Below are 21,608 nucleotides of genomic sequence, written 5' to 3'. Positions count from 1 at the left end.
AATGAGATGCCCCTGTCTTGAAGGCTGTTCAAAACAGAAATGGACTGCGAACGTTTAGTCATTCAAGAATCCCACCCGTCACACCGTAAGGTGTAGGGCTTGCGGCTTTAGCCGTGGGAGTCTCAAAGAGCCTGATAAAAAAAGAAACGTAAGAAGGGGGTAAACCGTATAAAAGGGTACAAGACATCGAGGAGGATGCAAATTGCTGAAAATTATGTTTATTTTAATCTTTGCCGCAGCCATTTACTGGCTCATTCGCCACAGACTTCATGTCAAGCTTGCAGCTGACCTGGCAGAGAAAGCCTTGTACCCGGTTTCAAAGGATGAATTCGATACATTGCTGATCCCTGCAGACTGGAAAGAGATGAAGCCGATTACGAAGCAATCGAAGTCCTATCAGATGGTGAAGTGGGGAACCGCCGTTCTTGCGCTGTGTATGTTTGGAGCCGTTTGGCTCATATTAACGGCAGATTCTCCTGAATACTATGTTTTAAATATCGTATACGCTTTTATCTCAATTATTCATCTTGTTAAGCACCCCGGAAACTTGTATATGTTGCCGGAAGGAATGATTTTAAATGGCCGATATTATGCTTACCGTAAAGTAAAAGGGTTTAGTGCAGAAGAAATCGATCGTCCTCACGCGCTATATGGGCTGGATTCACGTATCAATGGAGCCTTCAAGCTGACGGTCCGTTTAAAAAACCACTACAGCGGTGAGCGATTCGCTGTTGTTGAAGACGAGGAGCATCTGAATAAAATAACCGGTCTGCTCAAGCAAAAGGGGGTACCTGATTTATCTGTTTCACCCGTTCCTCCTGCAGAAGCAATCAAAAGCCGATTTTGAAAATGGTTTATCCCTGCATCAGCATTCTCTGCACTAGCTTCCTGTTTTTTTCTTTGAATCTTTCATTGTGGGATGAAACCATAGCGTGCTGCTGTGCGTCTGGCTGGACAAACTGCTTTGCCTTGTTCACAGCATTGGCCGCATCCTGAAAGGCCCCTGCAATTAAATGGAGTTTTCCATCGTGCTTAAGAATATCACCAGCCGCATAGAAACCGGGAACAGACGTCTCACTTGAAGCGTTACCTGAAAGATAAAAGCTGTCAGCGATTGCAAGATCCAGGCTGCTGTTTTGGAGAAGTTCGGCATCCTGCTCATACCCGTGACTGACAATCACTTCATCGATAGACAGAGAGTAAACGTTCCCTGATTCCTGATGGCTTAGTTCAACACTGTCAATTTTTTCGTGGCTCCGCTCTGCGATTAGTTTTGTGATAGCGGTATGAGGCAGGCATTCGACCAGGCTGTTCATGACTTGGGAGGCTTGGGCTTCATGCCCGGCCAAAGCTTCTTTACGGTACGCCAAATAAACCTTCTTGGCAATGGGCTCCAATTCATTTGCCCAATCGATGGCTGAGTTTCCTCCGCCTGAGATGATCACCGTCTTGCCTTTAAACTGCTCTAACGATTTCACCGTGTAATGCAGATTGGTAACCTCGAATTTTTCAGCGCCGTCAATGGCCAGCTTCTGAGGCTTTAGTATGCCGCTTCCTACCGCGGCAATCACCGTTTTTGAATAATGAATCCTGCCTGAAGCAGCACGCAGAACAAAAACCCCATCTTCCCTTTTTGCAACAGCTTCAATTTTCTCATTCAGAACAACTTCAGGATTAAACGTCAGCCCTTGTTCGATGAGCTGGTTCATTAGTTTAGCGCCTGGGAGCGGTGTAAGACCTCCTACATCCCAAATCATCTTTTCGGGGTATACATGGATTTTCCCGCCTAATTCCGGCTGGAACTCAATAATCTTAGTCTTCATTTCTCTTAAACCGCTATAAAAAGCAGAGTAAAGGCCCGCCGGCCCTCCTCCAATAATGGTAACGTCAAACAGCTCACCCATGAGTACCTTCCCCCGATTCAATGTGATTGATTATCATTCTCACTCAAATATACCTGTAATAACGGTGCTTGACAACAAATTAATGATTGACAGTGTTATAAAAATAGATGAAAATGAGAAAAGATGCGACATTGATAATCATTATCAATGTCATTTGCCTATTTTGCTATAGAAAACGGGGGTTTCCATATGGTTCGCCTTTACACAGATAGCTTACAAATCAGCTATGGTGAACGAATGATCGTAAACAATCTCAGTGTAGAAATCCCGGACAAAAAAATCACAGCGATTATCGGTCCAAACGGCTGCGGGAAATCTACCCTTTTAAAAACCATCACGCGTGTAATAACCCAGCAATCTGGTGCTGTAATATTAGATGGAGGAAACATTTCCCAGGAACAGACGAAGGTTTTGGCAAGGAAGATGGCGATTCTGCCTCAAACACAGGAAAGCGCAAGCGGGCTTACTGTGGGTGAGCTTGTTTCTTATGGCCGGTTTCCTTATCAGAAAGGGTTCGGAAGGCTGTCAAAAAGGGATTTGGAAGTCATAGACTGGGCGCTTGAAGTTACCGGAACAAAGGATTTCAAATACAGGCCGGCAGATGCTTTATCAGGCGGACAGCGTCAGCGGGTATGGATTGCCATGGCTCTTGCCCAGGAAACAGACATCATCTTCCTCGATGAACCAACAACTTATTTGGATATGGCTCATCAGCTTGAAGTCCTGGAGCTGCTGCAAAAACTGAATGCAGATCAGGGAAGAACAATTGTTATGGTTCTTCACGATTTGAACCAGGCAGCCCGGTTTGCCGATTACATGATTGCCTTAAAAGACGGGGAAATTGTAAAATGCGGGGAATGTGAAGAAGTCATCCATCCTGATATTCTAAAAAAAGTGTTTCAGATCGATGCAGAGGTAGGGCGCGATCCGAGAACAAACAAGCCAATGTGCTTAACCTATAATTTAATATAAGCAGGTTAAGGATCCGCTGAAAAAATTCCGGCGGAAGCAGCGGGAAGACGGCGCCGCTTTTTCGCCAGGTTCCTGAAGTGAAAGCGAAAGAGTTCTGGTTATCTGCCCCTCTCGACGATTAGCTGTAATTCTATAAAAGGATTTTTGAAAGCACACCCAAAATTTGAGCAGAAAAGATGAGCAGAAATGAGAGAGAAAGAACGAAAATTTCCATATTTTTATAAACTGCTGATTGCTTTGGCTGTTTTTGCTTTTGTGTTTATTTATGCTATGGTCTCCGGGGCGGCAGAAACGACATTTTCCGATGTATGGAAGGCTCTGTTTACAGATGAATCCGGCGGCAAGCTTTCGATTCTTAGGGAAATCCGATTTCCCCGTGAACTGGCAGCCATCTTTGTCGGAGCCGGTTTGTCTGCAGCAGGTGCGATCATGCAGGGTATGACACGCAACCCTCTCGCAGACCCGGGTCTGCTCGGTCTGACAGCAGGAGCCAATGCAGCCCTGGCCTTGACATTGGCGTTCATTCCTGGAGCCAATTATTTTGTTATTATGGGCGCCTGTTTTGCCGGAGCAGCAGCAGGTGCAATGATGGTTATGGCGATAGGTGCCTCTCAAAAAGGAGGTTTTTCACCGTTTCGGATTGTACTGGCCGGAGCAGCGGTATCGGCCTTTCTATTCGCTATAGCGGAAGGGCTTTCCATTTATTTTAAACTATCAAAGGATGTTTCAATGTGGACCGCAGGCGGGATGGCCGGAACAACATGGACACAGCTTCAGCTTGTAATTCCAAGCATCACCGTCGGCATCCTGATCGCGATCCTCCTGTCGAAGCAGCTGACGATTCTCAGTTTAAGTGAAGAGGTTGCGGTTGGCTTAGGGCAGCGGACCGGTCAAATAAAAGCGATTTTGTTTATCGTGATTATCATTCTTACAGGTGCCGCTGTGGCGCTGGCTGGAAATATGGCCTTTGCAGGATTAATGGTCCCTCATATCGTCAGATGGATTGTCGGTACGGATTACCGCTATATCCTTCCAATGTCTGCAATTGGAGGGGCCGTATTCATGCTGCTGGCTGATACAGCGGCCCGCTTAATCAATGCCCCATATGAGACTCCTGTTGCGGCCGTCATTTCCATACTCGGATTGCCATTCTTTTTATATATCGTTCATAAAGGAGGGAGAGCTTTTACGTGATTCCTTCATCCCTTCTCAAAAAACAGAAGCTTGTGCTGATTGGGCTGGCTGTATGTATTTTCTTAACTGTATTTACAGGAATGGGGTTAGGATACTCCTCCATTTCTTTGGATCGTTTTGTCCCGGTCCTGCTCGGTCAAGGGACGTTTAAAGAAGAGTTTATCCTTTTCTCGATCCGTCTTCCGAGAATCGTGATCACCTTGCTTGCCGGTATGGCTCTGGCTCTTTCAGGCGTGATCTTACAAGGCGTTACGAAAAACGATTTAGCTGAACCAGGTATTATCGGAATCAATTCGGGTGCCGGTGCCGCAATCGCCATTTTCTTTTTGTTTTCTCCAATAGACCCTGGTACGTTTATCTATTTGCTTCCGTTTGTTGCATTTATGGGAGCCATGCTTACTGCCTGCCTGATTTATCTTTTCTCGTTCAGCAAACAGGAGGGCCTCCAGCCGGTAAGACTGGTACTCGTCGGAGTTGGTTTCTCTGCCGCCCTGTCAGGATTGATGATTGTCCTCATCTCGTCTGCAGAGAGGGAGAAAGTCGATTTTATCTCAAAATGGCTTGCGGGAAGCATATGGGGGACAGATTGGCCCTTCGTGTGGGCTCTTCTTCCATGGCTGGTGATTCTAATCCCATTTTCTTTATATAAAGCCAACAGGCTTAACATCCTCGGGCTTAACGCCCAAACGGCAATCGGACTTGGGATTTCACTTGAGAAGGAACGGGTTGTTCTGCTGCTTGCAGCTGTAGCACTTGCAGCCTCTGCCGTTTCTGTTACAGGAGGAATCGCTTTTATAGGTCTGCTCGCCCCGCACATCGCAAAAGCAATACTCGGCCCAAGACACCAATTGTTCATGCCTGCTGCGATTCTTTTAGGCGGCTGGCTCCTGCTGCTGGCTGATACAATAGGCCGGAATGTAATCGAACCAGAGGGGGTACCGGCAGGAATAGTGGCAGCCATCATTGGAGCCCCGTACTTTATGTATTTGCTTATGAAAAAATAACAAAGAGCCGTACTCAAGGCGAGTACGGCTCTTTCATGACCAAATTCCGTGGACTGCTCCAAGCAGGGTGAAAATAATGAGATGGTCACCGGCCGCGATGAAAAGAGCTCTTCTGCTCAGTAAGCCGAACAAAGAATTTTTCAAGTAAACGAGAGTGATGATCAGCCCTACTATGAAACCTGCAGCGGCTCCCGAAATCCATGTTTCGGCACCGGCCGAAACGACAAGAATGCCAATTAAAAGTGAACTGATGAACGCGATTGCAGCTGAGGCGGCATACTTGCCCGGCCCTTTGCTTTCATTAGCGGCAAATTCACCTTTATTTTTTAGTAAAATAGAATAATAAATGGCTCCATAGATCATGTATAGTGCACCGCCGGCTAAAATCGCCCAAACATTCATCTGTGTCCAGTCAATTCCCATATATTTTTCCTCCTATCCTATTTAGGTTCAATAGCAAGTGCGATGGCTTTGATCCTGCAATCAAGCTTGAGGGTTCCTGGCAGAGGTCTCACCTGAACCAGTTCAACAGGTTTTCCTAAGTATTTGAACCCGCTCCCGGGAAGCCAGAAGCTGTATAGTTCAGAATAACACTCAATCAGCATTCCCCGATCGCTGTATGGTACCGGCTCATCAAATTCATACAGCACATGCTTCCCTCCATGAAATGAGGACAGGTTCACACCCTCTGCGGTCCTGCTTTCAAGCTCTATATGACATTCATACCGGCTCTTCTCTGGAGGGGTAATGTAAGGGTTATTCTTCGGATAACCAAGCATCAGCGCATCTTGATGTATAAGGTCTCTCGCATTAGCCCAGTGATAGAGTTCCCCCCAAGTCTGGGGAATTCCGCTGATGTAAGAACCCATATGATGTCTTTTTTCAGTTTTGCAGGAAGGGAGATGAATGATCTGAACCTTGCTCAAGTCAAGCCATCTAAACTGATTATAGTGGTGAGGGGTCCATATTGCTTCTCTATTCTTGCTGAAAAGTTTCGATTTCTTGCTATCTTTATACTCACGCGGAAAGCGTGCCAAATAAGATCCTTCACGCCATTCTTTCGGACTGCTTTCAAATGCTTCCCTGAAAGAAGAGGTAAAATAAGATAATGATGAAAATCCGCACTGATGTGCTACATGAGTTACAGGAAGGTCTGGCTCATAAATAAGCAAATGGGCAGCATCCTCCAGACGAAGCCGCTTTACATAGGTGGCAGGGGTTTCGCCTGTCATCCTCTTAAACAGCCTCTGAAAATGAAAGGCCGAATACGTGGAAACGGCTGCCAGCTTTTCCAGCGGTAGAGCCTCCTGGATATTCTCTTCTATATAATCGATGACTCGTTCTAAATGCTTCTGCTGATCATGTCGGATGTTCATATCGGTTCCCTTCCTTTAAGAATTCATATCCATTATGGAGGTATGTGAACATAAACTCTACTCTTTTTTAATCTGATTCAAAGCTGCTTCCACTGCTTATGAAGCATGCCGGCATCTAAAATATGGCTAAAATGTAAAATGTATAAAGCCATTGACCTTCACGCTGCGTCAAGGTGTAATCTGAACTTATCAGGAGGTGAACACAGATGGAATATACTGTGCAGAAGCTTGCGAAGATGGCGGGAGTTACAGCCAGAACCTTGCGATATTACGATGAGATCCGCATTCTAAAGCCGGCTAGAATGAACTCGTCGGGGTACAGAATTTATGGGGCTGCAGAAGTAGATCGGCTGCAGCAGATTCTCTTCTACCGTGAACTGGGCATCAGTCTCGAACAAATTCAGGCAATACTGGCTGACCCTTCCTTCAGCGGAGCCAAAGCCCTTATAGAACATCGTGAAAAGCTCCTGGAAAAACGGAAGCAGCTCGATTTGCTCATTTCCAATGTGGAAAAGACAATCGCAGCGGACGAAGGAAGAATAACCATGTCAGATCACGAAAAGTTCGAAGGCTTTAAACAAAAGCAGATAGACGAAAATGAGGAAAAGTATGGAAAGGAAATTCGCAGTAAATACGGAGAGGATGCCATTAGGCGGTCAAATGAAAAACTGAAAAACATGTCCCAAGAGCAGTACGAGGAAGTAACCCTGCTTGAACAGAAAGTGAAAACGGCATTAGCTGAAGCCTACAAAACAGGTGATCCTGCTAGCGCTGAAGCGCAAAATACAGTCCGCCTCCACAAGCAATGGCTCAATTACTACTGGGCAGAGTACAGCAAAGAGGCACATGCGGGACTGGGGGACATGTATGCAGAAGACGAACGGTTTAAAGCGTATTATGATGAGCAGCAGCCCGGACTCGCTGAATTTTTGAGAGATGCTATTTATGTCTATACCGGCCGGAAAAAGTAATTTGACATGAAACAATACGGGGCCTTAGGCCTCTGTACCTTTAAGTCCTGTTAAACAGCGCCGAAGCGAGGCCAAAAAATAGCCGGCAGATTAGTTTAGTCACCCAGCGCTCAGGCAATCTTGTCAGGCAAACAAGGTGCAGAGGGGCCATGCCATTCTTGCTGAAACCCTTATAGAAGACGAATAAAAAGGCCGCGCGGCATCAAAAGCCGCGCGGCTATTTTAAATAAGCAAACCGACAATTGCTGCTGATAAGAAACTGACCAAGGTAGCTCCGTATAGCAGTTTCATTCCGAAGCGGGCCACGACGTTTCCTTTTTGTTCGTGCAATCCTTTTACGGCACCGGTGATAATACCGATGGAGGAGAAGTTTGCAAAGGAAACGAGGAAAACGGATATGATCGCTGTCGTCCGTTCGGAAAGCTCTGTCATTTTCGACAGATCCAGCATGGCGACAAACTCATTGGAGACGAGCTTGGTTGCCATTATTGTACCGGCTTGTACAACTTCTGCTGCAGGTACTCCAATCATGAAGGCAAATGGAGCAAATACATAACCAAGCATCGTTTGGAACGTGATACCGAAAATAATGCTGAACAGGTCATTAATCGCTGCAATAAGAGCAACAAATCCAATCAGCATAGCTCCAACGATAATCGCTACTTTGAATCCGTCCATGATGTATTCGCCAAGCATTTCGAAAAAGGTCTGCTTTTCCCCCTCTTGAACCTGGACGAAGTCCTCTTCATCTGTAACCTCGTACGGGTTGATAAGATTTACGATAATAAATCCGCCGAAAAGGTTAAGCACCAAAGCTACAATGACAAACTTCGGATCGATCATTGTCATATATGCTCCAAGGATAGAGGCCGAGACCGTTGACATAGCTGATGTGCATAATGTGTACAACCGGTGATCCGGCAGGTATCCGAGCTGTTTCTTAACGGATATAAATACTTCAGATTGACCGAAAATAGCTGAGGCAACTGCATTATAAGACTCAAGTTTGCCCATACCGTTTATTTTGCTCAGGACCAATCCAAGGTATTTGATGATAAGCGGAAGAAGTTTAATGTGCTGGGCAATTCCGATTAAAGCGGAGATAAATACGATCGGAAGCAGGACATTCAGGAAAAAAGGCATTTCTTCTGCGTTTGCGATTCCGCCAAAAACAAAGTTGATTCCACTTGCGGCATACTCTAACAGTTTCGTGAATAAGGCAGAAATTCCTTCAATGATAAACAAACCAATGCCTGTATTTAAGAGGATGAAGGTTAAGATTATTTGAAGTACAAGCATGACGATGATCGGTTTATACTTAATTTGTTTTTTATTGTTGCTGACTAAATACGCCAGCAGCAGAACGACCGCAATCCCTAGTAGCGGAATGATGATATTCAATGCTGAAACCTCCTTATGTAGTAAACGAATGATGACAAGGGACCGTATAAGCAATTGCTGCATGTACTTATCTTTACCCAAACTTTCCCAAGCTAGCACACGGCTGCTGAAAAAACTGTCGATTGATGACGTCGAACGCCCTTTCCTATTATACTGATTTCCAACTAATAAAAAAGGGGTTAATTGAAAAAAATGAATTCGGTTTCTTAATAGGAACAAGCAGAAGCCATAATCTTCCGCAAAAGTATGAATTATAGAGGAAATTCCGGATATTGGAACGGCAATGAATCACAGGCTGGCTTATAGTAAAAATCTCACATTTACATAGGGCTATGGGTGGGAGTAATATAGACATGAAAATGTAAATGGCTTAATCCCGCACAGCGGGAGCGGAGGAACCAATTTTCAGGGGCTAATTCTATTTATAGAAGGGATGAAAGAACTCTTTCGCCATCCTGCCCGTCAGCTAACTTCGCAGGCTAAAGCGAAGGAGGTCACGAGACCGCCTTGTTCTAAAGGGCTTTTTATGCTGTTTTTTCTGCAGCTTTTGCCTTTTGGAAATCGACGGTCTTTTTGTATTGCCGAACTATATACGAAATCAAAAAGGGGTTAATATGCAAAATGAACATAGCGTTTTTCTTGCTCCCAAAAAAAGAAGTCATTCACTTGCCCGTTCAATCGACCATGAGACAGGCGCTGGAAAAGATGGAGTACCACCGTTATACGGCCCTTCCGCTTTTAGATGATGCAGGAAGATATGTTGCCACCCTTACGGAAGGCGACTTGCTTTGGAAATTAAAAAATACTCCCAACTTAACTTTTGACACGACGAATAGAATTAGTATCAGTGAAATAGAACTGCACCGAACGAACGAACCTGTTCCCATACATGCCAAAATGGAAGAGATTATTTCCAGGGCAATGGAACAAAATTTTGTTCCTGTAGTGGATGATCAGGGGATATTTATCGGTATTATCCGCAGGAGGGAAATTATTGAATATTGTGCGGAGCAGCTCTTTAACAAAATCTGAACATTTATGGATGTATTTCATATAAACCGATAGCTTCGCACTTGTAATGGGTTAACTGGCATCTATATGGAGACACTAATTCTCATAATCATTAGCTTACTGGGAGGATTATCGATGTCTGAATCTGAGTTCCGGACCTACTGCGAAACCGAATTTGCTCCATTGAAGCATGTTTTATTGTGCCCTGCGAAATATTTGAAAATTGAAGAGGTTATTAATGAGACACAAAAACATTATCAGCATGAACCATTAAACACAGAAAAGGCTGCCAGGCAGCATAAAGAGTTTGTCCGGATTCTTGAGTCTCAGGGTATCAAGACGCACCTTCTGGAACCGTCTGAAAAGTACCCCGAGCAAGTGTTCACGAGAGATATAGGGTTTACGGTCGGAAGGAAGATATTTATTGCCAATATGGAAATGGACATCAGGTTTGGAGAAGAAGCTTTGTTAAAGGAATGGCTGACAAACGCAGATGCTGAATTCGTGGATTTGAAGGGGGCTGGAATTGAGGGGGGAGATGTCCTCATTCATGGCCGGACCGTTTATGTAGGGATCAGCGAAAGAACTTCCTCTGAGAGTGTTCCACTGCTTCAAAATTATTTGCCGGGGTATGAAATCGTTCCTGTTCCGATTAAAAAAGAATACCTCCATCTGGATTGTGTGTTTAATATTATTTCGGAAAATGAAGCGCTTTTATATCCACCGGCACTTAATCAGGATGAAATTGATAAGCTGTCGGCACGATTTAACATGATTGAAGTAAACGAAGAGGATCAATTCAGGCTGGGTGTGAATGTGCTCTCGATCGGCTATAAGAAGCTGATCGCCCTTCCAGGTAACAAGCACACAAATAATCAGCTGAAGAAACTTGGTTATGAAATCATCGAAGCCGATCTATCGGAAATTATTAAATCAGGTGGCGCTTTCCGATGCTGTACTCTTCCGCTGTTAAGGGGATAAGCTGCGCCTTTAGGCTATGCAATAAATAGCGGCTGCACCCATTTTCTTATTTCACACTTAAAGTAAATCCAACGTATCCCTCCCTCATGAAAAATCAACTCTGATATGGATCAGTGTTTTACATGTAACGCATATGATCTACATAAAGAGGGGGGGAAATGTTTATGAGGCGCCGTTTCACTGCTTTTTTGATTGACTACATGATCATAGTGGGATATGGGGTGGTATTGGGTCTTTTATCTCCTCTGTTATCGCCTTTGTTTACGGATAATGCGTTTACTGCGCATCTTAGCAGCTTTTTTATTTTAACGTTGCCTGTGTATTTGTACTTTAGCATTTTTGAAGCTTCTCCATTTCAGGCGACCCTGGGAAAAAGAGCAGCAAAATTAAGAGTAGCGGGCTCAGTAAATACAGGGGTAAGTCTATCCAGGTCACTTGTTCGATCGATGATAAAATTTTTACCTTGGGAGATGGCTCATTTTGCTGTTTGGAGATTTTTTTTGCCGACCGATTTGCCAGAGCTGGTCATAATCATGATTGCCTACGCTGCAAATGGTGCCGCATTAATATATTTGATTGTCCCTTTTTTAAATCATGACAGAAGATTCATTCATGATTGGGCATCAGGAACCAGAGTGGCGGTGAAAGAAAGGAACTGATCTGGATTAGGCACCTCCGTTACTGGGTTTTGCAGTGGACTATGTCCCTTTTATAGGCTTAGCCTCCTTTTTCCATTGCTTCATACAGTATATCTGCAAGATGATATGCCTTCATTTTATCGCTGAGCCCTTCCCGTTCAATCCCGAGCTGCATTTGCAGAAGGCATCCAGGGTTGGCGGTTGCGATTACCGCTGCATGTGAGGCTTTTGCCTGCTCCATTTTATGATCAAGAATTTGCATACTCATCTCTGATTCAACAATATTGTAAATTCCGGCTGACCCGCAGCAGCGGTCTGCATCCTTCATCTCCCTGAGCTCGGCTCCTTTAATGGCATGAAGCAGTTTTCTGGGAGCGGAGGAGGTGCGCATGACATTCTTAAGATGGCAGGAATCCTGATAAGTAATTACCCTGGAGGAGAGAGAAAGAGGGATGCTGTGATGAAACCCGCACTCAATCAGCACCTCTGTAAAATCCTTAAGTTTTTCGGAAAACGCTTCTGCCCTTTCACGCCAGTCCGGTTCATCTTGCAGGAGATGACCATATTCAATAAGAAAGGCCCCGCAGCCGCCTGCATTGGTGATGATATAGTCTGCATTCAGATTCTCAAAAGCCTGAATATTTCGTTTTGCAAGCTCTTTTGCTTCCGCTTTTTCTCCGCTATGTCCGTGAAGGGCCCCGCAGCATGCCTGGTTTTTCGGAATGACGATCTCACAGCCAGCTGCCTGAAGGAGCTTGGCGGTCTTATTATTGGTGTCCATAAACATCGTATCCATTATACAGCCGCTGAAAAAGGCCACACGTTTAGAGGCCGCTCCTTGAGAGGGCAGGAATTCAGGACGATTTTTCAATTCTTTCATCGGCGGTACGGGAGGGAGCACTTTCTCCATCGTCGCCAGCGTTTCAGGAAACAGCTTCAGAACCCCGATATTCCGGGCAATCTTCTGCAAGCCCGACCGCTGATAAAACCCAAGCAGACCGGTGATATTTCTCATCCTGCTCTGATGGGGGAACAAATGGTGGAATGCAGCCTTCCTCAACACCCTGACAGGAAGGGAATGCTTTTTATTTTGATTGATAATATCGCGTGCTTCCTCCAGTAAATGTCCGTACCTCACACCTGATGGACAAACCGGCTCACATGCCCGGCAGCCAAGGCAAAGATCCAATGACCGCTCCACATCTTCATCAGGTTCGATCAATCCATCGACGACGCCCTTCATCAAAGCGATCCTTCCTCTTGGTGAGTGGGCTTCGTCAAAGTCTGACTCGATATATGTCGGGCAGGAGGGAAGACAGAAACCGCATCTCATACAGTTCAGCAGTTCATCTTCATTCATGCGCTGCTTGAACTGGTCTTGTATTTTTTCCCTTTCCTGTTCTGTTGTCATGATGACACGACCACCCTTTTTCTTGTGTCTTTCGCAAATACTTTCCCTGGGTTCATGATGTTGCCGGGATCCAGCGCGTTTTTAACAGCTTTCATTGCCGATATGCCAGCTGCCCCTAATTTTAATTCGAGATAAGGTGCCTTCATTTCACCGACTCCATGCTCTCCGGTAATGGTCCCGCCGAGTTCTATTGCTTTTTCAAATATTTCTGCAAATGCTTTTTCAACCCGTTCCATTTCGTCATGGTCCCGGGCATCGACTGCAGCAGTTGGATGGAGGTTCCCGTCGCCTGCGTGTCCGAACGTACAAATCTGAACCCGGTATTTCAACGCAATTTCATTGATGGCTCTGACCATGTTTGCTATTTCAGATCTTGGTACAGTCGCATCCTCGAGAATGGTTGCAGGTTTCAAACGGGCAAGAGCGGATAAGGCTGACCGCCTCGCAGTCCGCAGTGCTTCTGCTTCCTGGTCCGTTTGCGCAAGCTGAACCGAAACGGCCTGTTCCTTTTTGCAGATGTCCGCCATTTTTTGCATATCCCTTGCTACAAGATCTTCAGGACCGTCCTGCTCTATAAGCAGAACCGCTTTCACATCCGTCGGCAGTCCAATATTGGCGAAGTCTTCTACTGCCTTCAAGGTCGGCTGATCTAAAAATTCAAGCGTTGCAGGAATGATTTTGCCGGAGATAATGGCTGAAACGGATTTTGCGGCTGCTTCCAGATCCTGATACATGGCGAGCATAGTGCTTTTTGATTCCGGCATTGGGATCAGCTTCAGTGTTGCCTCAGTTACAATTCCAAGTGTTCCTTCAGAGCCGACAAACAAACGGGTAAAATCATAGCCTGCCACGTCTTTCGCAAGCTTGCCCCCTGTCCGGATGATGTCTCCATTAGCGAGAACAATCTCTAAAGCCATAACATAATCACGGGTAACACCGTATTTCAGTCCGCGCAGTCCTCCGGAATTTTCACTGATATTCCCTCCGATTGTAGAAATTTTCATAGAGCTGGGATCTGGAGGATAAAACAGTCCAAGTGCTTCAACTTCATGGATGATATCCAAAGTAAGCGCTCCAGGCTGAACTGTGACAGTCAGGTTTTCTTCATCGATTTCAAGAATTTTGTTCAAGTGCTTAAATAGGAGGACAATCCCTCCTTCTGTCGGGCAGGTTCCGGCACAAAGGTTCGTACCGGATCCTCTAGGCACAATCGGGACACTGTATTGTCCGCAAAGCTTGACTACTTGGGATACCTCTCCAGCAGATCTGGGTGATACGACAGCTTCCGGAAGCGCCTGGAAATTCGGTGTCGCATCATAGGAATAGACAAGGCGGCTTGCGTTCGAGTCTTCTACGTTGCTTTTGCCGACAGCGGCAATCAATCTTTCTTTGAATTCTGCGTTCAGCATATCAATCCCACCTTTATAAGTAAGCGCTTTCTAACAGTATAAAAGAAAGCGGGCTCAGCCCGCTATGTAGATTCCTATAAAAATAGATTAGAATATACCATTAGGTTTTGGATGATCATCCATGAGCAGAACAGCGAGATAGAGAATAAGGGCATCATTGATACTTGATGGGTTCAAAGACGTCAGCTCTTCTATTTTCTTCAGCCTGTAATGCAAGGTGTTGATATGGATATGCAGTCCTTCTGCTGTTTTTTTGAGTGAATGGTTTTTCTCAAAAAGCATGATAAGGGTGTGGTACAGGTCTCTCTCAGGCAGCAGCGGGGATAGAATCCGTTCAATGTACTCTTCCTTTGTTTCCGGCCGGACTTCGCACAGCAGCATTTCGATCGTCAAATCTTCATCAAAAATCACTCTGCGCTTTACTCCCGAAGATTTTAGGGCTCTTTCAGCCTGGATATAAGATTCTGATAGCCTTTGGGGTTTGACAGTTTTTCCAGCACCGAGATAAACAGGCTGATTGAGCTGTTCCTCCAAGTAAGTGTGATATGCCGCGATTCTGCTTTTGGTATAGGCTGGACTTTCTGCTTGAAAAAGCATCACAATCCGGTTGTGACCCCATCGTACGAAGATATCCTCCTGGTGGCTGTTCTGCCACGTCTGCAGAATCGCGGAAATTTTTTTGTGGAAAAGGGCTTCCTCTTGAAATACAGCAATCGCCGCCATTCTGTGAGGCAGCAGATCAATATGCAATACATGAGCCCGTCTGATAAACGGATCAGACCATTCTTTCAGCTGGATCCAATCAAAGATGAAGGCTTCCCTGCTGCGGGCCTCCCAATTGAGCTGCTCTGAGTAATAGTTTTCTCTTATAAGCAGCTCTGTCATTTTGCGGACTACTTCCCCTAAAGGCAAGATGCGCTCTGGCGACCCGGTAATTCCGATTACACAGGCAACCTCCCCCTGAAAGAAAACCGGCAGATTCATGCCAGCCTTTACTCCGGAAAGCTTCTTCTCATCTTCTGTTGAGATGATGACATTCCGTTTCCCGACAGAGGCTGTTCTGGCGCCTTCATGAAAGCTTCCTTTTCTTCTTTCGTCTGTACTGGCAATAATGGTTCCTTCAGAAGAAACGACAATGACATCTTCATGAATTACTTTTTTGACTTCTTCCACAATTTTGTCCGCTAATTCAGGCAACAGCATCGATTGCACTCCTTTGATGGGTTTAATAGAAGGATAGTCCCGGTACTCCATTTCCTTGCGCATCAGCCTGTTAAAATCTTTTACCATTCCTGATAGTCCTTCGGTGTATAAAAGTGAACAAATCCATGATCAGCTGAATATTTTGCACTCTTTGCTTTCTCTTTGCTTGAAACGGTAAAAATTTTGAACCCGTGCTCATCTGACAAGCCGCGCATTTTTTTTATCCAATTTAAAGACCATTGATCCTCCCTGATTTTTGTATACTGAAAACTCTCCCACATAAAGCCATCAATATAGGGTGCAGTTTTGGCAGCGGTATTCATCCCCCAGTTTTGGATAATGGAGAGGCCGCGGTTTTCCAGGTCCTGAAAGAGAAGAATGAGCCCTTCCTGCTGAGCATTCAATTCTTTAGGATCATCTGCAAAATAATCATCAATATCTCCCACAGTATCCATAAAAACACCGTCAAGCTGTTTATCAGAAATCTGTTTGTCTGCTTCGTTCAGTAACTTCGTACGGTATCCCGTTGATTTCATATCCATTAAATAGGCATCCCATTCTTTTATATAGACCTTTTTGCCATCCTTTTTAAAAAAGTCCTGATCTGTGAATTTCTTAAATAGATCATGATTCCAGCGGTCGGCTTCCATCGAGTTTATGTAGCCGTATACCAGCGTGCCATCTTTTTGTATCTCGCTGATTTGCTTCCCGGAATAAAATACAGGCTCAATGATCACCAGAGGGAACTCAGCAAGCTTTTTAATAATTTTTTCATTGGGAGATCCATAATAGATTTTATAGCGGGTTACATCCGCAAGCGGATTGACGGGTTTTCCTGAATGAGAAAAGAACCAGAAAGAAAGCATGAGAACAGCTCCTGTACATATGAGTACGATTATTTTCTTCTTCAAATTGCCACTTCCTTTTGGAATGCTTACTTCTCTTTCTAACCTACCATACTTCCCACTGGAAAACTTGATTGCTTCGCAGCGGGTGACTGAAGCTGTAGAATCTGAAACAAAATAGACAAATATCTTCGTTTCTGCCTATTTGAATTTTCCAATATAAGGTGTAAAATGAACATGTGAATTAATTCACAATGAAGCGAAATTCTTGAATAAACTCTCGATTTCTGAAAGGATGAGTCATTATGGCAAGCGAAAGAACAAACCGTGTTGTTTTGATTGGAACAGGATTTGTCGGATCTAGCTATGCTTTTGCACTTATGAATCAGGGGATTGCAGATGAATTGATTATGATTGATATGAATGAAGAAAAAGCTATGGGCGATGTAATGGATTTGAATCATGGAAAGGTTTTTGCTCCATATCCGACAGCGATCAGGCAGGGCAGCTATGAGGATTGTTCAGGTGCAGATTTAGTGGTGGTGTGTGCCGGTGCCAATCAAAAGCCAGGTGAGACCAGGCTGGATTTAGTAGAGAAAAATTTAACGATCTTTAAAAGCATTACAGATCAGGTAATGGGAGCGGGCTTCGATGGGATCTTCCTTGTGGCTACGAATCCTGTCGATATTCTAACCTATGCTGTCTGGAAATACAGCGGTCTTCCGAAGGAACGGGTGATTGGTTCTGGCACGATTCTCGATACAGCGCGGTTCCGGTTTGAGCTGGGCGAGTACTTTAAGGTTGCTCCTCATAATGTGCACGCGTACATCATTGGAGAGCATGGAGACAGTGAACTGCCGGTATACAGCGCAGCAGATGTGGGCGGGGTGCCGGTTTTAAAACGGATTGAACGCGATGAAGCTTGTAAAAAAGAAGATCTGGATGAGATTTTTGTTCATGTACGCGATGCAGCGTATGAAATCATAAAAAGGAAGGGAGCAACCTTTTACGGCATTGCAATGGGCCTTGTCCGGATAACAAAGGCCATCCTTCATAACGAGAACAGTGTATTGACGATATCTGCTCTGCTTGAAGGGGAATACGGAGAAAAGCACGTATATATTGGGGTTCCTGCTGTCATTAATAGACGCGGGATCCGCGAAGTCATTGAGCTGGATCTGAATAAGGAAGAGAAAGAGAAGTTTGCTCAAAGCGCTGCTGTCCTAAGAAAAACTCTTGCGCCTTATTTTGAAGAAGTCCATGTTAAATAATAGCTGCTAAAGAGTAAAACGCAGCTTGTGCCTGCCGGGCACAGCTGCGTTTATATTTATTTTAGCGTTCCGATTTTTTCAATGGGAGAGAACCTGAATTTAGCTTCCCCGACTACCGATTCTTTTGAAATGCAGCCGAAAACTCTGCTGTCCATGCTGCCGCGGCGGTTATCCCCCAATACATACAGGTATCCATCAGGAACCGTTACTTCTATATTCTCCGTAAGATTCTCGCGCGGGGCAAGTCCTTCTTTGTTGGATTCGAGATAGGGTTCACTATACGTTTTCCCGTTGATGGTAAGATTGTCATTTTTAATTTTAATTGTATCCCCGGGAAGACCGATGACTCTCTTAATGTAATCATCCCGGGTTAGAGGTGAATGAAAGACAATCATGTCGAAGCGGTCAATTTGACTAAGCTTGGAAACAATAATCCGGTTATTGTTTTCAAAAGTAGGCATCATTGATTTTCCTTCTACGGTAACGGGGGTGAAAATAAATTCCCGGCATATAAACGCCACAATAACAGCTGCCAGTAAAGAACCCGCCAGTGACAGTAACTCTTTCGTGCGTTTTTTCATACGGCCCCTCCTCAAGCGGATATTTCCAGCTCCTATTCTACACCTTGGAAGACAGGAAGTGTATTCTTTTTTTCCATTATTTAGAGGGTGTTTGCTTCCTTATGAAGAGTTGGCCTCGGACGCGCTGCTTTATACCATTGGAAGCAAAAGATGACTGCTATAAAGATGTCAATTGCATCACCGCCGTAGTACATGAGCATTCCGCCGATTTCTGCATGGTCCTTGCCTACACCGCTTGGCGGGTGCGCGTATACATACTTAGAAAGAATGCCATGGCCTGCAAAAGCCAGTACCAGTACAATGCTTCGGAATGTATATGAGGACCGATGAGCGAGAGGATCGATCGCAATAAATGAAATGGTAAACAGATAACCGGCTAGAAAGATATGAAGGTGGATAAGGATATGAAGCCATAATAGCTGGTGCATCCACCCGTAAAGATCAGTAGTATAGAGGATCCACAAGCCTCCGATGTTCAGCAGGGAGGCGGTTATAGGGTTTCCAAGCCATCGGATTGGAGCGCTTCTAAGATTTGCGGATAGCTTTCTGCCGGTTTGGACAGGGACTGATCGGAAAACGAGAGTCAGAGGTGCAGCAAGTGCCATGAGCACCGGTGCCAGCATGCCCAAAAGAAGGTGACTGATCATATGAGCAGTAAAATCCGATAATGCACGCTCAGCCAGGGGACCAGCTACAGAAAAGAGTGCTGCGGCAGATCCTGCTGCCCAAAGCCAAATCCTGTAACCCGGCCAATTCTTTTGCTTACTGGCTGCCAGCACATACAGAACCAAGGAAGCAAAAAAAGGCAATGCCAGCAATATCTGAACTGCCAAATAAAGGTCTGGGTTTGCATAATGGTGATGCATCAGCCGCCGGCTCCGCGATTTCTCTTTGTTTTAATCAGCAAATACGCTCCCGCTGCCAGCATAAGAAGAGCAGTTATGTTCCAGACCAGATCATAAGGCAAAATGTTCACGTTGTACCTAATTTGATGCAGGCCCATCACTTTATGCTGTATCGTACCGTCATAAAGCTGAAAGAAACCGGCTCCGGTTAAAACCCCGCCCCACCAGCGCTTGACCCGCCATGAGTTCCTTCTTCTCAAATCTGCCACCATAAATAAAGAAGCTACTGTCGCAAACCAGCTAAAGGAATGAAACAGGCCATCCGATACCAATCCGGCATTCGTAGTGGATTTATCGTAAAAATGATGCCAATGAAGCAGCTGATGGAAAATCGTTTCATCAATAAAAGCTACCATTCCAAGACCGAACAGGACTCCAGACCAGGCATTCCGGCCGGAAAGCGAGATTCTTTTTTCCATACTAGTCCTCCATTCCGCTGTTAGCCGTTATTTTTTGTATATCCTTCTAAAAGTGGATGTAAACGTCCATAAAGAAAAAGAAAGATTTCCCCCCCATGAACGGGGGTGAAACGCCTGCAGCAAAAGCGGGAGGACAGGTAGTGTGAGGTGAAAATTGTTCAGCAGGCGGTTTGTCCAATTTTTTACAGGGTATAGACTAAAGACTTTACTATTAATAGGGGTGATGAAATGTTTGCAAGATTTGATAAGCTGCTTATTGATCTTCCTGCCGCTAAACATCCAGACCCGGAAGGCGCCGCTGCCGCACAGGAATTATTGGGGGGGAAGTTCGGAGAGATGTCGACTCTGAACAATTATATGTTTCAATCCTTTAATTTCCGCGGCAAAAAGAAGCTGCGCCCATTTTTTGACTTAGTCTCAAGCATTACTGCCGAGGAGCTTGGCCATGTCGAATTAGTAAGTCACGCGATTAATTCATCATTAGAGGGTGTTACGAGTGAGGGAGAGCCTGACAGTGCCCCGTTAAAAGCAGCAAGTTCTATGCCGAATAAATTCCACTTTGTCCCTGCTGCACAATCCGCATTGCCGGTTTCATCTTCCGGACAGCCCTGGACAGGAGACAATGTGTTCAACAGCGGAAATCTGATTTTGGATTTGCTTCACAATTTCTTTTTGGAATGCGGAGCACGCACACATAAAATGAGAGTATACGAGATGACTGAGAGCCCGGTAATCAGAGAAATGGTCGGCTACCTTCTAGTCCGCGGAGGTGTTCACGTTGTAGCCTATGCAAAGGCGATTGAGGCTGCTACAGGAGTGGAGATTGGAAAATTACTGCCGATCCCCGACTTGGATAATAAACGCTTTGACCATGCCAGAAAGTATGAAGAAGAGGGCCGGCATACAAAGTTATATACATGGAGCGAAGCAGATTATCAATCAATCGACCAGATTTGGAAAGGGACTCATCCGATTGACGGGCAGCCTTTATCGGTGCACGCTGGCATGCCGGAAGGATTTGAAATCCCGGAGTATCATGAGCTGCCGCAGGAGTTCGCCCCTGGTATCGGGCCTGATGAATTTATGCAAATTGCAGACCGTCTGAAAAAATCTGCAGGAATATAATAGAAAAGAATAGGTTTGAAACACCTCCCAGACATTATAAAAAAGACCCCGCTGAATGCGGGGTCATTTTTTCTAGGCATCGGACTGCGGCCTCCGGATGTAAGATTCAGCCGTGGGAGTTTAAAAGAAATCACTTACACCTTTTCTACATAATAGGTTCTTTTCTCAGTAAATCCACTGCTGCCTTCGTTTTCTTTATGCTCAAAAAAACCTTCCATTTCTTTAACCACTTTGTATTCCCTATCCGGATCTTTGAACAGGCTGCTGTTATTGCTGGAAACCAGGACTGCGTCATTCTCTGAAAGGTACGTTTCCAGGCTGCGTGCAGTATAGTTCTGTCCCTCATTTAACGTTTTTTCACTCATGCCTGATTCCTCCTCATTCTAAGGTTGTTTGTCTCTTCCCGTCTGTGGCTCACTTAAACCGGATGATGTGCTGAGACCTGTTGTTTGGAAAATAAACAGAATATCAACATTGCGTTAAAAATCCCCAGATTGGGTACTGAGCGGAACGTCAATGGATGCTGGAGTATTGAGTGAAAATAGGTAAAAGGGCGCAATTCCCAAAAACAGGTTTAACATTCGCTTCCAGTGGTTATGCAAAGTTTTTATCTGTGTTATAATAGAAACGAACGTTCGGAAATCTTCGGACAGATAGGAATGATGCAAATGAACACGGCTCTTGAAAAGATGGTTTTATCCGGTAATCGGGTAGCCGAAGTATTTTTGCACCAAACAGCCACTGGACAATATGTTGCAGCAGTCCCTGATATTCACTGGTCAGCAAAGTTTAACCAAATAGATGATCTTCATGAGCAATTTGTGCACCTTCAATCCTCGTTAAACTTTCATATGTTTGAAGGGAATACGGATGAGCTGGCAAAAGCCATCATTGGTATGGTCAAGAAATTCAATACAATGAACGAAGTACTTTAAGACCGGGATTCCGGTCTTTTTTTTGAAATTTCCCCAGCGGCTGATTGTTGAT

General features: G+C 44.9%; 23 protein-coding genes and 1 riboswitch. Of the genes, 11 read left to right on the top strand and 12 right to left on the bottom strand.

What is annotated here, in order from left to right:
* Positions 1–202: 202 nt before the first annotated feature.
* Positions 203–847, top strand: a complete 645-nt coding sequence (locus ACQCVE_RS13760; protein ID WP_426863153.1) for a hypothetical protein — start codon at positions 203–205, stop codon at positions 845–847.
* Positions 848–854: 7 nt separating this feature from the next.
* Here ACQCVE_RS13760 and ACQCVE_RS13755 read toward each other — a convergent pair whose 3' ends face one another.
* Positions 855–1,904, bottom strand: a complete 1,050-nt coding sequence (locus ACQCVE_RS13755; protein WP_426863152.1) for an NAD(P)/FAD-dependent oxidoreductase — start codon at positions 1,902–1,904, stop codon at positions 855–857.
* Between the two features lie 189 nt (positions 1,905–2,093).
* Here ACQCVE_RS13755 and ACQCVE_RS13750 point away from each other — a divergent pair, with 189 nt between their 5' ends.
* From ACQCVE_RS13750 to ACQCVE_RS13740, 3 genes are all read left to right on the top strand, one after another.
* A complete protein-coding gene (locus ACQCVE_RS13750; RefSeq protein WP_426863151.1) occupies positions 2,094–2,876 on the top strand; it encodes an ABC transporter ATP-binding protein in 783 nt (260 codons plus the stop codon).
* A gap of 186 nt (positions 2,877–3,062) precedes the next feature.
* A complete protein-coding gene (locus tag ACQCVE_RS13745; RefSeq protein ID WP_426863150.1) occupies positions 3,063–4,070 on the top strand; it encodes a FecCD family ABC transporter permease in 1,008 nt (335 codons plus the stop codon).
* Complete coding sequence (locus tag ACQCVE_RS13740; RefSeq protein WP_426846227.1) at positions 4,067–5,074, top strand: FecCD family ABC transporter permease; 1,008 nt, start codon at positions 4,067–4,069, stop codon at positions 5,072–5,074. The genes ACQCVE_RS13745 and ACQCVE_RS13740 overlap by 4 nt, the downstream gene beginning before the upstream one ends.
* A gap of 33 nt (positions 5,075–5,107) precedes the next feature.
* Here the strand turns inward: ACQCVE_RS13740 and ACQCVE_RS13735 are convergent, their stop codons facing one another.
* Together ACQCVE_RS13735 and ACQCVE_RS13730 are read right to left on the bottom strand one after the other, a co-directional pair.
* On the bottom strand, positions 5,108–5,497 hold the full coding sequence (locus tag ACQCVE_RS13735) for a DUF1761 domain-containing protein (RefSeq protein WP_426863149.1): 390 nt from the start codon (positions 5,495–5,497) through the stop codon (positions 5,108–5,110).
* Positions 5,498–5,514: 17 nt separating this feature from the next.
* Positions 5,515–6,450, bottom strand: a complete 936-nt coding sequence (locus ACQCVE_RS13730; protein WP_426863148.1) for an AraC family transcriptional regulator — start codon at positions 6,448–6,450, stop codon at positions 5,515–5,517.
* 206 nt (positions 6,451–6,656) lie between these two features.
* Here ACQCVE_RS13730 and ACQCVE_RS13725 point away from each other — a divergent pair, with 206 nt between their 5' ends.
* Positions 6,657–7,421 carry a MerR family transcriptional regulator gene (locus tag ACQCVE_RS13725; protein WP_426863147.1) on the top strand — a complete coding sequence of 255 codons (765 nt, stop codon included), beginning with the start codon at positions 6,657–6,659 and terminating at the stop codon, positions 7,419–7,421.
* A gap of 222 nt (positions 7,422–7,643) precedes the next feature.
* Here the strand turns inward: ACQCVE_RS13725 and ACQCVE_RS13720 are convergent, their stop codons facing one another.
* Positions 7,644–8,822 carry a NupC/NupG family nucleoside CNT transporter gene (locus ACQCVE_RS13720; RefSeq protein ID WP_426863146.1) on the bottom strand — a complete coding sequence of 393 codons (1,179 nt, stop codon included), beginning with the start codon at positions 8,820–8,822 and terminating at the stop codon, positions 7,644–7,646.
* 357 nt (positions 8,823–9,179) lie between these two features.
* Positions 9,180–9,318, top strand: a riboswitch (cyclic di-AMP (ydaO/yuaA leader).
* Between the two features lie 125 nt (positions 9,319–9,443).
* Here ACQCVE_RS13720 and ACQCVE_RS13715 point away from each other — a divergent pair.
* The 3 genes from ACQCVE_RS13715 (at position 9,444) to ACQCVE_RS13705 (ending at position 11,473) form a co-directional block, all read left to right on the top strand.
* Entirely contained in the window at positions 9,444–9,854 is a 411-nt protein-coding gene (locus ACQCVE_RS13715) for a CBS domain-containing protein (protein WP_426863145.1), read from the top strand.
* A 114-nt stretch (positions 9,855–9,968) separates the two neighbouring features.
* A complete protein-coding gene (locus ACQCVE_RS13710; RefSeq protein ID WP_426863144.1) occupies positions 9,969–10,814 on the top strand; it encodes a dimethylarginine dimethylaminohydrolase family protein in 846 nt (281 codons plus the stop codon).
* Between the two features lie 158 nt (positions 10,815–10,972).
* Entirely contained in the window at positions 10,973–11,473 is a 501-nt protein-coding gene (locus ACQCVE_RS13705; RefSeq protein ID WP_426863143.1) for an RDD family protein, read from the top strand.
* A gap of 58 nt (positions 11,474–11,531) precedes the next feature.
* Here ACQCVE_RS13705 and ACQCVE_RS13700 read toward each other — a convergent pair whose 3' ends face one another.
* The 4 genes from ACQCVE_RS13700 to ACQCVE_RS13685 all read right to left on the bottom strand — a co-directional run bounded on the left by ACQCVE_RS13700 (position 11,532) and on the right by ACQCVE_RS13685 (position 16,386).
* Positions 11,532–12,863, bottom strand: a complete 1,332-nt coding sequence (locus ACQCVE_RS13700) for a (Fe-S)-binding protein (protein WP_426863142.1) — start codon at positions 12,861–12,863, stop codon at positions 11,532–11,534.
* Positions 12,860–14,272: a glycolate oxidase subunit GlcD gene (gene glcD, locus ACQCVE_RS13695; protein WP_426863141.1), complete on the bottom strand. Its 1,413-nt coding sequence runs from the start codon at positions 14,270–14,272 to the stop codon at positions 12,860–12,862. Before glcD ends, ACQCVE_RS13700 begins: the two co-directional genes overlap by 4 nt.
* 87 nt (positions 14,273–14,359) lie before the next feature.
* The gene (locus tag ACQCVE_RS13690; protein WP_426863140.1) at positions 14,360–15,562 is read right to left on the bottom strand and encodes a CdaR family transcriptional regulator; all 1,203 of its coding nucleotides are present in this window, start codon (positions 15,560–15,562) and stop codon (positions 14,360–14,362) included.
* Positions 15,556–16,386, bottom strand: a complete 831-nt coding sequence (locus tag ACQCVE_RS13685; protein WP_426863139.1) for an endo alpha-1,4 polygalactosaminidase — start codon at positions 16,384–16,386, stop codon at positions 15,556–15,558. Before ACQCVE_RS13685 ends, ACQCVE_RS13690 begins: the two co-directional genes overlap by 7 nt.
* 239 nt (positions 16,387–16,625) lie before the next feature.
* Between ACQCVE_RS13685 and ACQCVE_RS13680 the strand changes: the two genes are divergently transcribed.
* Positions 16,626–17,591 (top strand): L-lactate dehydrogenase, encoded by a 966-nt coding sequence (locus ACQCVE_RS13680; protein ID WP_426863138.1) that lies wholly within the window; start codon positions 16,626–16,628, stop codon positions 17,589–17,591.
* 56 nt (positions 17,592–17,647) lie between these two features.
* Here ACQCVE_RS13680 and lepB read toward each other — a convergent pair whose 3' ends face one another.
* The 3 genes from lepB to ACQCVE_RS13665 all read right to left on the bottom strand — a co-directional run bounded on the left by lepB (position 17,648) and on the right by ACQCVE_RS13665 (position 19,496).
* Positions 17,648–18,172 (bottom strand): signal peptidase I, encoded by a 525-nt coding sequence (gene lepB / locus ACQCVE_RS13675; protein ID WP_426846201.1) that lies wholly within the window; start codon positions 18,170–18,172, stop codon positions 17,648–17,650.
* Between the two features lie 80 nt (positions 18,173–18,252).
* Positions 18,253–19,038: a cytochrome c oxidase assembly protein gene (locus tag ACQCVE_RS13670; protein WP_426863137.1), complete on the bottom strand. Its 786-nt coding sequence runs from the start codon at positions 19,036–19,038 to the stop codon at positions 18,253–18,255.
* Positions 19,038–19,496, bottom strand: a complete 459-nt coding sequence (locus ACQCVE_RS13665; protein WP_426846197.1) for a DUF2243 domain-containing protein — start codon at positions 19,494–19,496, stop codon at positions 19,038–19,040. Before ACQCVE_RS13665 ends, ACQCVE_RS13670 begins: the two co-directional genes overlap by 1 nt.
* 228 nt (positions 19,497–19,724) lie before the next feature.
* On the opposite strand from ACQCVE_RS13665, the gene ACQCVE_RS13660 reads away from it, so the two are divergent.
* A complete protein-coding gene (locus ACQCVE_RS13660) occupies positions 19,725–20,621 on the top strand; it encodes a manganese catalase family protein (RefSeq protein WP_426863136.1) in 897 nt (298 codons plus the stop codon).
* 134 nt (positions 20,622–20,755) lie between these two features.
* On the opposite strand, the gene ACQCVE_RS13655 is transcribed toward ACQCVE_RS13660, so the two are convergent.
* Positions 20,756–20,986: a hypothetical protein gene (locus ACQCVE_RS13655; RefSeq protein ID WP_426846194.1), complete on the bottom strand. Its 231-nt coding sequence runs from the start codon at positions 20,984–20,986 to the stop codon at positions 20,756–20,758.
* Between the two features lie 303 nt (positions 20,987–21,289).
* Between ACQCVE_RS13655 and ACQCVE_RS13650 the strand changes: the two genes are divergently transcribed.
* Positions 21,290–21,556, top strand: a complete 267-nt coding sequence (locus ACQCVE_RS13650) for a YueH family protein (RefSeq protein ID WP_426846192.1) — start codon at positions 21,290–21,292, stop codon at positions 21,554–21,556.
* Positions 21,557–21,608 lie beyond the last annotated feature (52 nt).

Origin of the sequence: Metabacillus sp. 113a, from assembly GCF_050107635.1 — a bacterium.
Lineage (GTDB): Bacteria > Bacillota > Bacilli > Bacillales > Bacillaceae > Metabacillus_B.
Note: the sequence above shows the minus strand (reverse complement) of the source record. Positions and strands in the feature narration are given on the sequence as shown.

Excerpts from the sequence above, each read along its gene's own strand:
- ACQCVE_RS13665 (WP_426846197.1), bottom strand. The coding sequence starts at position 19,496 with ATGGAAAAAAGAATCTCGCTTTCCGGCCGGAATGCCTGGTCTGGAGTC.
- glcD (WP_426863141.1), bottom strand. The coding sequence starts at position 14,272 with ATGCTGAACGCAGAATTCAAAGAAAGATTGATTGCCGCTGTCGGCAAA.
- ACQCVE_RS13730 (WP_426863148.1), bottom strand. The coding sequence starts at position 6,450 with ATGAACATCCGACATGATCAGCAGAAGCATTTAGAACGAGTCATCGAT.
- ACQCVE_RS13650 (WP_426846192.1), top strand. The coding sequence starts at position 21,290 with ATGAACACGGCTCTTGAAAAGATGGTTTTATCCGGTAATCGGGTAGCC.
- ACQCVE_RS13745 (WP_426863150.1), top strand. The coding sequence starts at position 3,063 with ATGAGAGAGAAAGAACGAAAATTTCCATATTTTTATAAACTGCTGATT.
- ACQCVE_RS13735 (WP_426863149.1), bottom strand. The coding sequence starts at position 5,497 with ATGGGAATTGACTGGACACAGATGAATGTTTGGGCGATTTTAGCCGGC.
- ACQCVE_RS13715 (WP_426863145.1), top strand. The coding sequence starts at position 9,444 with ATGAACATAGCGTTTTTCTTGCTCCCAAAAAAAGAAGTCATTCACTTG.
- ACQCVE_RS13710 (WP_426863144.1), top strand. The coding sequence starts at position 9,969 with ATGTCTGAATCTGAGTTCCGGACCTACTGCGAAACCGAATTTGCTCCA.
- ACQCVE_RS13690 (WP_426863140.1), bottom strand. The coding sequence starts at position 15,562 with ATGGTAAAAGATTTTAACAGGCTGATGCGCAAGGAAATGGAGTACCGG.
- ACQCVE_RS13700 (WP_426863142.1), bottom strand. The coding sequence starts at position 12,863 with ATGACAACAGAACAGGAAAGGGAAAAAATACAAGACCAGTTCAAGCAG.
- ACQCVE_RS13750 (WP_426863151.1), top strand. The coding sequence starts at position 2,094 with ATGGTTCGCCTTTACACAGATAGCTTACAAATCAGCTATGGTGAACGA.
- ACQCVE_RS13705 (WP_426863143.1), top strand. The coding sequence starts at position 10,973 with ATGTTTATGAGGCGCCGTTTCACTGCTTTTTTGATTGACTACATGATC.
- ACQCVE_RS13670 (WP_426863137.1), bottom strand. The coding sequence starts at position 19,038 with ATGCATCACCATTATGCAAACCCAGACCTTTATTTGGCAGTTCAGATA.
- ACQCVE_RS13680 (WP_426863138.1), top strand. The coding sequence starts at position 16,626 with ATGGCAAGCGAAAGAACAAACCGTGTTGTTTTGATTGGAACAGGATTT.
- ACQCVE_RS13725 (WP_426863147.1), top strand. The coding sequence starts at position 6,657 with ATGGAATATACTGTGCAGAAGCTTGCGAAGATGGCGGGAGTTACAGCC.
- lepB (WP_426846201.1), bottom strand. The coding sequence starts at position 18,172 with ATGAAAAAACGCACGAAAGAGTTACTGTCACTGGCGGGTTCTTTACTG.
- ACQCVE_RS13660 (WP_426863136.1), top strand. The coding sequence starts at position 19,725 with ATGTTTGCAAGATTTGATAAGCTGCTTATTGATCTTCCTGCCGCTAAA.
- ACQCVE_RS13655 (WP_426846194.1), bottom strand. The coding sequence starts at position 20,986 with ATGAGTGAAAAAACGTTAAATGAGGGACAGAACTATACTGCACGCAGC.
- ACQCVE_RS13755 (WP_426863152.1), bottom strand. The coding sequence starts at position 1,904 with ATGGGTGAGCTGTTTGACGTTACCATTATTGGAGGAGGGCCGGCGGGC.